Below are 12,284 nucleotides of genomic sequence, written 5' to 3' on the forward strand. Positions count from 1 at the left end.
AGGAGTCACACCGATGAAAACCGCTACCCTCGCCACCCGTCGCTGGTGGTACATCATGCCGATCGTGTTCATCACTTACAGCCTGGCCTATCTCGATCGCGCCAACTACGGCTTCGCCGCCGCGTCGGGCATGGCCGAAGACCTGATGATCACGCCGGGCCTGTCCTCGCTGCTCGGCGCGCTGTTCTTTCTTGGGTACTTTTTCTTCCAGGTACCGGGCGCGATCTACGCGCAGAAACACAGCGTGAAAAAGCTGATTTTCGTCAGCCTGATTCTCTGGGGCGGGCTCGCCACGCTGACGGGCGTGGTGTCCAACGCCTATTGGCTGATCGTCATTCGCTTCATGCTCGGCGTGGTCGAAGCTGCGGTGATGCCGGCGATGCTGGTCTATCTCTGCCACTGGTTCACCCGTGCCGAACGCTCGCGAGCCAACACTTTTCTGATCCTCGGCAACCCAGTGACGATGCTGTGGATGTCGGTAGTCTCGGGTTATCTGGTACAGCATTTCAGCTGGCGCTGGATGTTCATCATCGAAGGTCTGCCCGCAGTGTTGTGGGCGTTTATCTGGTGGCGTCTGGCCGATGATCGTCCGGCCCAGGCGAAGTGGCTCAATGAGCAGGAAAAACACGATCTGGAAAGCGCCCTCGCCGCAGAGCAGGTCGGAATCAAAGCTGTGAAGAACTACGCCGAGGCGTTCCGTTCGCCGAAGGTGATCATTCTGGCGCTGCAGTTTTTCTGCTGGAGCATCGGCGTCTACGGATTCGTTTTGTGGCTGCCATCGATCCTCAAGGCAGGCGCGCAAATGGACATGATCGAGGCTGGCTGGCTGTCGTCGCTGCCCTATCTGGCGGCCGTGCTGGGCATGCTCGCGGTGTCGTGGGGTTCGGACAAATTGCAGAAGCGCAAACGCTTCGTCTGGCCGCCGCTGCTGATCGCTTCGATTGCGTTTTATGGCTCGTATGCCTTGGGCGCCGAACATTTCTGGTGGTCGTACACGCTGCTGGTGATTGCCGGCGCCTGCATGTACGCGCCGTACGGGCCGTTCTTCGCCATCGTTCCCGAGATCCTGCCGGCCAACGTTGCCGGTGGCGCCATGGCCCTGATCAACAGCATGGGCGCGCTCGGCTCGTTCGGCGGCTCGTATCTGGTCGGTTATCTGAACAGCTCCACCGGCTCGCCCGGCGCTTCCTATTTATTGATGAGCGGCGCGTTGCTGTTGTCGGTGGTGCTGACGATTTTCCTCAAGCCCGGCGCCAGTGATCGCGTCGTCGCCAAAGCCGCCGCCACACCGCGTGTACCGGCGCATTCCTGAAAGGATTTTTTGCCATGAAAAAACAGGTCTTGCTGTACAAGAAACTTTCGCCCGCGCTGATGGCGCGCTTGCAAGAGCAGTTTGACGTAACGCTGATCGAAAGCCTCGACGCCGATGGCCTCATGCAGTTGCGCGATGCCCTGCCCCGCGCCCACGGTTTGCTCGGCGCCAGCCTGAAACTGGATGCGGCGTTGCTGGATCTGGCGCCGCAGCTGGAGGCGATTGCCAGCGTCTCGGTGGGTGTCGACAACTACGACATCGAGTATCTGAATCGGCGCAAGGTTCTGCTGACCAACCCCCCCGACGTGCTCACCGAAACCACCGCCGACACCGGATTTGCCCTGATCCTCGCCGCTGCCCGGCGGGTGGTCGAACTGGCGAACATGGTCCGTGGCGGGCAGTGGAGCCGCAATATCGGCCCGGCGCATTTCGGCACCGATGTGCATGGCAAGACGCTGGGCATCATCGGCATGGGCCGCATCGGCGAGGCCCTGGCCCAGCGCGGGCATTTCGGTTTCGGCATGCCGGTGATCTACCACAGCCAGTCGCGCAAGCCGGCGGTCGAGGAGCGGTTCGCTGCGCAATATCGCAGCCTCGAAGAGTTGCTCCAGCAGGCCGATTTCATTTGCCTGACTTTGCCTCTGACGGCGCAGACCGAACGTTTGATCGGCGCGGAACAATTTGCGCTGATGCGGCCGGAAAGCATTTTCATCAATATCTCGCGGGGCAAAGTGGTCGATGAGGTGGCGATGATCGAGGCGTTGCGCAGCAAGCGCATTCGCGCGGCGGGGCTGGATGTGTTCGAGCGCGAGCCGTTGAATCATGATTCGCCATTGTTGCAGTTGAGCAATGTGGTGGCGACGCCGCACATGGGCTCGGCGACCCATGAAACCCGGGAAGCAATGGCGCGGTGTGCGGTGGAGAATCTGTTGGCGGCGTTGAATGGACAGCGGCCGGCGAATCTGGTGAATCCTCTAAACTGATCGTTCCCACGCTCAGCGTGGGAATGCAGCCCGGGACGCTCCGCGTCCCTTCCGAAAGCTGGAACGCGGAGCGTCCCTAGAGGCATTCCCACGCGGAGCCTGGGAACGATCAGCAAGGCGCCGGGGCAGGCAATGCAAGACCCTCAGGCACTGCGCGCCTGCAACAGCTGCACCGCACACAACGCAATCCGCGCGCAGGCATCCGCCAGTTTGACCCGATCCACCACCAGCCCGATGCGAATGTGCCCCGCCGCACTCGGTCCGAACGCTTCGCCGGCCAGCACAGACACGCCATAACCTTCCAGCAAGCGCTCGGCAAACGCCTGAGCGCCAAGGCCGGTCTGGCGCACATCGACCATCACGAACATGCCGCCATCCGGGCAAATCGGCTGCAACCCAGGGCAACCGTACAAACGTTCGCAGACCAGATCGCGGCGCAAGCGATACTCCTCGCGCATCTGCGTGACTTCCGGCAGATCACTTTGCAGCGCCACTTGTGCGGCCTTCTGTACGAAATCCGGCAGACCGAAGAGCATGCTCAGCGACAGATTCACCAGATGCTCGGCCAAGGCTTTCGGGCCGATCATCCAGCCGATGCGCCAACCGGTCATCGCATGGGATTTCGACAGACTGTTGATCGTCGCGGTGCGCTCGGCCATGCCCGGCAGGCTCGCCGGGCTGATGTGCTCGCCTTCATATAACAGCTCGCTGTACACCTCATCGCTGATCAGCCACAGGTCATGGCGAATGCACAGCGCTGCCAGTTCCTGCCAGATCAGCAAGGGCAGACTCGCGCCGCTGGGATTGTTCGGGCTGTTAAGCAGCATGGCGCGAGTTCGCGGGGTAATGCGCGCGGCGACATCGGCGGGGTCGACACGAAAACCGTTCTCCGGGCGCACCGGCACCGCAATTACCTTGGCACCGCAAGCGCCAAACACGCCTTCGTAGGTGACGTACATCGGCTCGGCGACGATCACTTCATCGCCCGGATCGAGCAGACACTGCGCCACCGAATACACCGCGCATTGCGCGCCGGGCAGGACAATCACCTGATCAGGACCAACACGCTGACCACTGCGCTGACGATGACGCTCGGCAATCAGCCTGCGCAGCTCGAACCGACCACGCACATCGGCGTAATGGGTGTCGCCGGCCAACAGGCTATCGATCGCGCCATGGACGATCGGCAACGGCGTATCGAAATCCGGATCGCCGACGCTTAACAACAAAACATCTACGCCCTCGGCGCGCAGTTCCAGCGCTCGGTCGTGAATCTGCCAGGCAGCGGCACCCTCCCCGGCGATTCGTTGGGTCAAGGCTGAATAGCGCATGTACGTCTCCTGTTAGCGCGGTTTCCAGCCTTCACCGTATCTCAAATCACGAAACGCGCCACCATGGCGTTCAAATCCACCGCCAGCCGCGACAGTTCGTGGGTCGCGGCGCTGGTCTGGTTGGCGCCGGCGGCCGATTGCGTGGCGAGGTCGCGGATGTTGACCAGGTTGCGATCGACTTCGCGGGAGACTTGCGCCTGCTCTTCCGAAGCGCTGGCGATAACCAGGTTGCGCTCGTTGATCTGGTGAATCGATTGCGTGATCTGCTCCAGCGCCACGCCGGCCGCGCGGGCCATTTCCAATGTGGTCTGGGTGCGCTGATTGCTTTGCTGCATCGACGAAACCGCTTCTCCGGTACCGTTCTGGATGCCGGCGACCATTTTTTCGATTTCCTGAGTCGACTGCGCGGTGCGATGGGCCAAGGCGCGCACTTCGTCAGCCACCACGGCAAAACCACGGCCAGCCTCGCCGGCACGCGCGGCTTCAATCGCAGCGTTGAGCGCCAGCAAGTTGGTCTGCTCAGCGATGGCCCGAATCACGTCCAGCACCTTGCCGATGTCACGACCCTGCGCGGCGAGGCCTTCGATCATCTGCGCGGTGTTCTGCACGTCGTGAGTCATGGTCTGGATTGCGTCGACGGTTTTCACCACCTGATCGCGACCTTCGCGGGCGGCGTGGGTCGACTGATTCGAAGCCTCGGAAGTCGACACGGCATTGCGCGCCACCTCTTCCACCGCAGCGGTCATCTCGTTGACGGCAGTGGCGGCTTGTTCGATTTCGTTGTTCTGTTGTTGCAGGCCGCGCGAGGCCTCTTCTGTAACAGCGCTGAGTTCTTCGGCAGCGGCGCCCAATTGCGTGGCGGAACCGGCGATCTGCTCGATGGTTTTGCGCAGGTTGGTTTGCATCGCGGCCAAGGCTTCGAGCAGGCGCGCCGGTTCATCCTTGCCGTCGTCTTCAATAGCTTTGCTGAGGTCGCCGTTGGCAATGGTTTGCGCGGCGAGCACGGCGCGGTTGAGCGGCGTGACGATGCTGCGGGTCAGCAACCAGGCGAGCAACACGGTGGCCAGCGCCGCAATCACGGCGACGATGATGATCCCGGTGATGGCGCTGTCATAGTTTTCACCGGCCTTGGTGGCCGCCGCTCTGGCCCCGGCGGTATTCATGCCGATCAACTTGTTGAGCTGCTCGCCCATCTGATCGGTGCCTTCCTTGATGCGCGTGTTGATCAACGCACGCAGCCCTTCGAGATTGCCCTGGCGCGATAGCTCAAGCATCTGGTTCTGCGCTTGCAGATAGTTGTCGAGCGTGGTCGAAAATGTCTCGAAAACCGCGTGTTCTTCAGGGCCTGCCGGCAACGCAGCGTAGCTGGCTTGGGCTTTGCGCACCTTGTCGACCAGCACCGCGATGCGGGTTTCTGCCTCTTGCAGGCTGGCCGGTTCGCGATTGACCAGCACGCGGAACGAGAGAATGCGCATGCGCAGGACGTTTTCCGTGACCACACTGAGGTGGGTCACGCTTGGCAACTGGTTGGTGTCCATGTCGACCGACGCCTGACGAATGACCGTCATGCGGCTGACGGCGAACACGCCGAGGACAATCACCAGCAAGGCGATAAAGGCAAAACCGAGGAAAGCACGGGGCGCGATATTCAGGTTACGCAGGGACATGGTCGGACTCTCGAAAGAAAGAAACTACGAGCGTCCATGCAGTGAGCACTGGCCCATAGCGGGCGACAGTCCGGCGGCACTGAATTGTGGTTTTGTGTGCGCCTGACCGTTGTATCGGCCAGGCTTGAGGAAGGTTTCGGGTCTGCGGCAAATATTTTTCGGGACGTAACAACAATCTACCCAGCTCCGCTGCCTTTGGTAGGAGCTGTCGAGTGCAACGAGGCTGCGATCTTTTGACTTTTAAAAGCAAGATCAAAAGATCGCAGCCTCGTTGCACTCGTCAGCTCCTACAGAGGCAAGCCGTTCAGCGTTTGGCGGCGAGTTGCCAGACCCGAGCAATATCGGTGGCGCGTTCACGCAGCAGGCGCGGGGCTTCGGCGCAGGCTTGTTCCAGAGTCATCGGCCCGCTGGTAACAGCAAACGCGGCGTCGATGCCGTGTTGATAGAGTTCCTGATAACCCTCGCCCAAGGTCCCGGCAATCACGATCACCGGCACAGCGTATTGTTTGGCAACTCGCGCGACACCGAACGGTGTTTTGCCGCGCAGGGTTTGCGCATCGAAGCGCCCTTCTCCAGTAATCACCAGATCCGCACCTTTGATCGCGTCAGCGAGCCCGACCAGTTCCGCCACCACCTCGACGCCCGCCTGAAACTGCGCGCCGAGAAAAGCCTTGGCGGCAAACCCCAGACCACCCGCCGCGCCGCTGCCCGGTTCATCGCGCACGTCCTTGCCCAATGCTTGCGCGCAAAGCTCGGCGAAGCGCCCAAGCGCCCGATCGAGCTGGTCAACCTGCGCGGGCGATGCGCCCTTCTGCGGGCCGAAAATGGCCGAGGCGCCATGGGGGCCGCAGAGCGGATTGTTGACGTCGGCGGCGATGTCGAAACGCACCTCGGCCAGACGTGGATCAAGTCCACTCAGGTCCAATCGCGCCAGTTGCGCCAAGGCCAGGCCGCCGGGTACCAGCGACTGATTCTGCGCATTCAGCAACTTCACACCCAATGCCTGCATCGCCCCGGCACCGCCGTCATTGGTCGCGCTGCCGCCGATCGCCAGGATCACTCGTTGCGCGCCGGCATCCAGCGCTGCACGAATCAATTCACCGGTGCCAAAGGTGCTGCTGATGCAGGCATCGCGCTGTCCCGGCGGGACCAGTTGCAGACCGCTGGCCTCGGCCATTTCGATGATCGCGGTGTGGTTGTGCGGCAGCCAACCCCAAGCAGCATCGACCGGCGCGTCCAGTGGACCGCGCACGCGGGTGCGGCGTAACTCACCTTCGCAGGCTGCGAGAATCGACTCGACCGTGCCTTCGCCGCCATCGGCCATCGGGCATTTGATCAGCGTCGCCTGCGGCCAGACCTGCGCCAGTCCGAGGGCAATGGCTTCGGCAACGCCTTGGGCACTCAGGCTGTCCTTGAACGAGTCGGGGGCGATGACGATCTTCATGGGAATTCTCCGGTTGCAGTGGCATTCATGCTGCCAGTCGGCATGCGCCTTGACGCCGGTCGGGTGCACAAGTGGCGTCGGCGTTTATTGTTCATTTCCACAAAAGACTGGCGCTGGATGTTCCGGCCTCTTCGCGAGCAGGCTCGCTCCCACATTTGAAATGCATGCCACTGTGGGAGCGAGCCTGCTCGCGAAGGGGCCCCGAAATACACCGATCAATTCGGATCAGTCTGCGGCAACAGCTGCACCCCCAGATACAACGCCAGCATCCCGTCCAGCTTCAACGGATCAACCCCGCTCAACTCGGCAATCCGTTCCATGCGATAGCGCAGGCTGTTGCGATGAATGCCCAGCGCTTCGGCACAGGCCTGGCTCTGCCCGTCGTGCTCGCACCAACTGCGCAGGGTCGCCAATAGCTGGCCGTTGCTGTCCTTGGCGATGACCTTGCGCAGCGGCTTGAGCAATTCGTCCAGCGCATCATCGTTGCGGTGACGCCACAGCATGACCGGCAAGCGATAACGATTGAGCGTCAGCAGTCTCGAATTCGGCAGCACGTCACGACCATACGCCAGCAGATCGCCGACCCGTCGATAACAGCGGCGCAACCCGGCCAGGCCATCCGCCTGCCCGCCGACGGCGATGCGCAGAATCTTCCAGCCGAGGCCATCGAGTTTTTCCAGCAGGCGATCGTGCTCGACGTTCTGGCTCGCCGGGCGACACCACAACAGCGAAGACTTCGCCGAACTCACACACCAACTGTCGGGATAACGCGAGGTCAGCCACGCACTCAATGCCTCGACGGTTTGCCCCGGGCCGTGCTCAAGCCCCAGTTCAAACAGATACGGCACCCGCGTCATTTGCGGCTTGAGCCCAAGCTGCTGCGCCTCATCGATCAGGCGCGGCGAATCCCCCGCCTCGCTCAACAGCAACGCCAGCAGATCATCGCAACGCTGCCGTCGCCATTGCTGCTCGGCCTGCTGATTGCGCTGGCCTACGAGCATTTCGGCGGTCATGCGCACCAGCTCGGCGTAGGTGCGCAATTGCTCCGGCTCGCCAGTGATGCCGAGCACGCCGATCAAGCGCTGATCGAGCAGCAGCGGCAGGTTGATCCCCGGTTGCACGCCTTTGAGGTGCACCGCCGTCTGCGCATCGATTTCCACCACGCGCCCGTTGGCCAGCACCAGTTGCGCGCCTTCATGCCGGGTGTTGATGCGCTCCGGTTCACCGCTGCCGAGGATCAGGCCCTGACTGTCCATGACATTGACGTTGTACGGCAAAATGGCCATGGCCCGGTCGACGATGTCTTGGGCAAGATCGTGATCGAGTTCGAACATAGCGGCGGCAATCCTTCATTTCAGGCACTAGCGGTTGTTCAGCCGCACAGGGTCTGGCGGCAAACCCTGTGCTCAGGCACAAAGACAATCCGGCCAAAGGTGGCCGAGACTCTCAGGGCGATCAACGTTACCCTTTGCATCGCAAAAAATCATAATAAAGAGAGAGCCGCTATGTCGCAGAGCGCCGCAGCTACCCAGACCATCGACGACGGTAAAAACGCCGTCTACAAACGCATCACCCTGCGTTTGATTCCCTTCATTTTCATCTGCTACCTGTTCAACTACCTCGACCGGGTCAACGTTGGCTTCGCCAAACTGCAGATGCTCGACGCACTGAAATTCAGCGAAACCGTATATGGCCTCGGCGCCGGCATCTTCTTCATCGGTTACGTGCTGTGCGGCGTGCCGAGCAACCTGGCATTGACCCGCTTCGGTCCTCGGCGCTGGATTGCCTTGATGATGATCACCTGGGGCACGCTGTCGACCTGCCTGTTGTTCGTCACCACCCCGACCGAGTTCTACACCCTGCGCTTTTTCACCGGTGCGGCTGAGGCGGGTTTCTTCCCGGGCGTCGTGCTGTATCTCTCGCAGTGGTTCCCGACCTTCCGCCGTGGCCGGATCATGGCGTTGTTCATGTCGGCGATCCCCGTCTCCGGTTTGCTTGGCAGCCCGTTTTCCGGCTGGATCCTCAACCACTTCGCCGCCGGTCAAGGCGGCCTGGCCGGTTGGCAGTGGATGTTCCTGCTGCAAGGCATTCCGACCGTGTTCCTCGGCGCACTGGCGTATTTCCTGTTGAGCGACAGCTTTGCCAACGCCAAATGGCTGACCGCCCACGAACGTTCGGTGCTCGAAGCCGACCACGCCGAAGACCTCGCCAACAAACCGAAAACCGCCACCGACTCACTGCTTGCGGTGTTCAAGAATCCTGCGATCTGGGCCTTCGGCCTGATCTATTTCTGCATCCAGAGCGGCGTGTACGCGATCAACTTCTGGCTGCCGTCGATCATCAAGAACCTCGGCTTCAGCGATAACCTGGTGATCGGCTGGCTGAGTGCGATTCCGTACCTGCTCGCGGCGGTGTTCATGCTGGTCGTCGGCCGCTCGGCGGACTTGCGCAAGGAGCGCCGCTGGCACTTGGTGGTGCCGATGCTGATGGGCGCGATCGGGCTGGTGATCGCAGTGAACTTTGCGGCCAATCCGGCGATTGCGATTCTCGGCCTGACCATCGCGACCATGGGCGCACTGACTGGCCTGCCGATGTTCTGGCCGGTGCCGACCGCCATGCTGAGCGCGGGCGCGGCGGCTGGTGGTCTGGCGTTGATCAACTCGATGGGGCAGATGGCCGGGTTCCTCAGCCCGTACTTGGTGGGTTGGGTCAAGGACAGCACTGGTTCGACGGATGCGGCGTTGTACGTGCTGGCGGCGGTGATCGTCGGCGGGAGTCTATTGGCGTTGCGGATGACGCGGACGTTGCGGCCTTAATCAGAAGCGCAGATCAAAAGATCGCAGCCTTCGGCAGCTACTGTGGAATGCGTTCCCTGTAGGAACTGCCGAAGGTTGCGATCTTTTTGCGTTTAAGCGCTGCAATCATGCATAACGCCAGCCGACGCAACATCTATGCTGAATCTGCCGGCCGCTTCGCGAGCAGGCTCGCTGCCACAGGATTTGTGGCTCCTGGATGTGGGAAATAATGAGCATCCGCTCAATATTCAACACAAAAACCACGTATCCTGCGCGCCCCGTTCAACCATCACGTCGCGAGAACAGTTTGTCTAAAGGTATCGCTCTATCGGTTTCAGCCTCGGTGCTGTTTGCCGTCATGTATTACTACACGTCGCTGCTGACGCCGCTGAGCGGCGTGGAAATCTTCGGCTGGCGCATGCTTCTGACCGTGCCGTGCATGACCGTGTTCATGCTGGTTTCCGGGGAATGGCGGCGGGTGCTGGAGCTGTTCCGATTGATCGCAGCCAGGCCGAAGCTGATCGCCGGGCTGCTGGTGTCTTCCGCGCTGCTCGGGGTTCAGCTGTGGCTGTTCATGTGGGCACCGCTCAATGACTACAGCCTGGATGTATCGCTGGGTTATTTCTTGTTGCCACTGGCGATGGTGCTGACCGGGCGGATTGCCTATGGCGAGAGCTTGTCTTACCTGCAGAAAATCGCCGTATTCTTCGCCAGCCTCGGCGTGTTGAACGAGTTGTATCAGGTGGGTGGTTTTTCTTGGGCGACGCTGGTGGTAGTGGTCGGTTATCCGCTGTACTTCGTACTGCGCAAATACCTGAAAACCGACAACCTGGGTGGCCTGTGGGTCGACATGACCCTGATGCTGCCGGTCGCTTACTGGTTTGTGCAGGGCGGCGAACAGGGCCTGGCCGTGTTCGATCAATATCCAGGACTGATGTGGCTGATTCCGCTGCTCGGCCTGATCAGTGCGTCCGCGCTGGTGGTGTACATCATCGCCAGCCGCTTGCTGCCGTTCAGTCTGTTTGGTTTGTTGAGCTATGTTGAACCGGTGTTGTTGCTTGCGGTGGCGTTGTTGTTGGGGGAAAGCATCAAGTCGGGCGAGTGGCTGACTTACATCCCGATCTGGCTGGCGGTTGTGGTGCTGGTGTTCGAGGGCTTCAAACACTTGACGCGCCAACGCCGCTCTTGAATCCAACACAAGACAAATGTGGGAGCGAGCCTGCTCGCGAAGTCGTCAGACCAGTCAACATGACTGTTGAATGAAAGTCCGCATTCGCGAGCAGGCTCGCTCCCACAGGTTTTGTATGAAGCAAAAAAATCCCGGCCCTGCATCTCTGCAGGCCGGGATTTTTTCATTTGAGATTACTCGGTGGTCAACACACCACGACGCACCTGGTCACGCTCGATCGATTCGAACAGAGCCTTGAAGTTGCCCTCGCCGAAACCGTCGTCACCCTTGCGCTGGATGAATTCGAAGAACACCGGCCCCATCAGGGTTTCCGAGAAGATCTGCAACAGCAGACGCTTGTCGCCCTGCTCCGAGGCACCGTCGAGCAGGATGCCGCGCGACTGCAACTGATCGACCGGCTCGCCGTGGTTCGGCAGGCGACCTTCAAGCATTTCGTAGTAGGTATCCGGCGGCGCGGTCATGAAGCGCATGCCGATTTTCTTCAGCTGATCCCAGGTCTTGATCAGGTCGTCGGTGAGGAACGCAACGTGCTGGATGCCCTCGCCGTTGAACTGCATCAGAAACTCTTCGATCTGCCCCGCGCCCTTGGACGACTCTTCGTTGAGCGGGATGCGGATCATGCCATCCGGTGCGGTCATGGCTTTCGAAGTCAGCCCGGTGTACTCGCCTTTGATGTCGAAGTAACGGATTTCACGGAAGTTGAACAGCTTCTCGTAGAAGTTCGCCCAGTAGGCCATGCGACCGCGATAAACGTTGTGGGTCAGGTGATCGATGATCTTCAGGCCGGCGCCAACCGGGTTGCGATCAACACCTTCGATAAACACGAAGTCGATGTCGTAGATCGAGCTGCCTTCGCCGAAACGGTCGATCAGATACAGCGGCGCGCCACCGATGCCTTTGATCGCCGGCAGGTTCAGCTCCATCGGACCGGTTTCGATGTGGATCGGCTGAGCGCCGAGTTCGAGTGCGCGGGAATAGGCTTTCTGCGAATCCTTGACGCGAAACGCCATGCCGCAAACGGACGGGCCGTGTTCGGCGGCGAAGTACGAGGCGACGCTGTTGGGTTCGTTATTGAGGATCAGGTTGATCGCGCCCTGACGATAGAGGTGCACGTTCTTGGAACGGTGGGTCGCGACTTTGGTAAAGCCCATGATCTCGAAGATCGGCTCCAGCGTGCCAGGGGTCGGCGCTGCGAACTCGATGAACTCAAAGCCCATCAGGCCCATTGGGTTTTCGTATAAATCTGCCATGGTGACGCCTCATCATTTCTTATCAATTAACCAGGGTTATTTGTCAGGAAAGTGATGTAGAGGGAGGCGCACAGGAGATGCCACGCACGCTGCGCGCGAGGAAGTCTCCGTAGATCAGTTGGAACCCGAATATCTTCATTGTCGACCCAAGGCTCTTGCGGGCGAGGCTTCTGCTGCCAGAAGACGATTATTATTGTATGCGTAAATCGATTCTACACAGCGTAACGAGACCTGTCTGCCCTCTGTATAAAATCCGCTTTTTTTCGTACGGCGCAAGAGCCATCTGCGATCTATTCTCCCCTCTGGCTCAATT

9 protein-coding genes are annotated in these 12,284 nt (G+C 60.5%); 4 read left to right on the forward strand and 5 right to left on the reverse strand.

Annotated elements, in window-relative coordinates; all coding sequences use genetic code 11:
* Positions 1-13: 13 nt before the first annotated feature.
* Positions 14-1,312, forward strand: a complete 1,299-nt coding sequence (locus OC605_RS11110; protein ID WP_016774902.1) for an MFS transporter — start codon at positions 14-16, stop codon at positions 1,310-1,312.
* 14 nt (positions 1,313-1,326) lie between these two features.
* On the forward strand, positions 1,327-2,295 hold the full coding sequence (locus OC605_RS11115; protein ID WP_262137095.1) for a 2-hydroxyacid dehydrogenase: 969 nt from the start codon (positions 1,327-1,329) through the stop codon (positions 2,293-2,295).
* 143 nt (positions 2,296-2,438) lie between these two features.
* Here the strand turns inward: OC605_RS11115 and OC605_RS11120 are convergent, their stop codons facing one another.
* The 4 genes from OC605_RS11120 to OC605_RS11135 all read right to left on the reverse strand — a co-directional run bounded on the left by OC605_RS11120 (position 2,439) and on the right by OC605_RS11135 (position 8,071).
* Entirely contained in the window at positions 2,439-3,626 is a 1,188-nt protein-coding gene (locus OC605_RS11120) for a pyridoxal phosphate-dependent aminotransferase (RefSeq protein ID WP_262137096.1), read from the reverse strand.
* 41 nt (positions 3,627-3,667) lie between these two features.
* Positions 3,668-5,293 (reverse strand): methyl-accepting chemotaxis protein, encoded by a 1,626-nt coding sequence (locus OC605_RS11125; protein WP_262137098.1) that lies wholly within the window; start codon positions 5,291-5,293, stop codon positions 3,668-3,670.
* Positions 5,294-5,597: 304 nt separating this feature from the next.
* Entirely contained in the window at positions 5,598-6,737 is a 1,140-nt protein-coding gene (locus OC605_RS11130; protein ID WP_262137100.1) for a glycerate kinase, read from the reverse strand.
* 215 nt (positions 6,738-6,952) lie between these two features.
* Entirely contained in the window at positions 6,953-8,071 is a 1,119-nt protein-coding gene (locus tag OC605_RS11135; protein WP_262137101.1) for a sugar diacid recognition domain-containing protein, read from the reverse strand.
* Between the two features lie 171 nt (positions 8,072-8,242).
* Between OC605_RS11135 and OC605_RS11140 the strand changes: the two genes are divergently transcribed.
* Together OC605_RS11140 and rarD are read left to right on the forward strand one after the other, a co-directional pair.
* Positions 8,243-9,553: an MFS transporter gene (locus tag OC605_RS11140; protein ID WP_262137103.1), complete on the forward strand. Its 1,311-nt coding sequence runs from the start codon at positions 8,243-8,245 to the stop codon at positions 9,551-9,553.
* 286 nt (positions 9,554-9,839) lie between these two features.
* Positions 9,840-10,721 carry an EamA family transporter RarD gene (rarD, locus tag OC605_RS11145; protein WP_122506800.1) on the forward strand — a complete coding sequence of 294 codons (882 nt, stop codon included), beginning with the start codon at positions 9,840-9,842 and terminating at the stop codon, positions 10,719-10,721.
* Positions 10,722-10,894: 173 nt separating this feature from the next.
* Here the strand turns inward: rarD and hppD are convergent, their stop codons facing one another.
* Positions 10,895-11,971, reverse strand: coding sequence for a 4-hydroxyphenylpyruvate dioxygenase (gene hppD, locus OC605_RS11150; RefSeq protein ID WP_016774910.1), 1,077 nt, complete (start codon positions 11,969-11,971; stop codon positions 10,895-10,897).
* Between the last annotated feature and the right edge of the window lie 313 nt (positions 11,972-12,284).

The organism is Pseudomonas sp. Marseille-Q5117 (assembly GCF_946901175.1).
Taxonomy (GTDB): domain Bacteria; phylum Pseudomonadota; class Gammaproteobacteria; order Pseudomonadales; family Pseudomonadaceae; genus Aquipseudomonas; species Aquipseudomonas iranensis.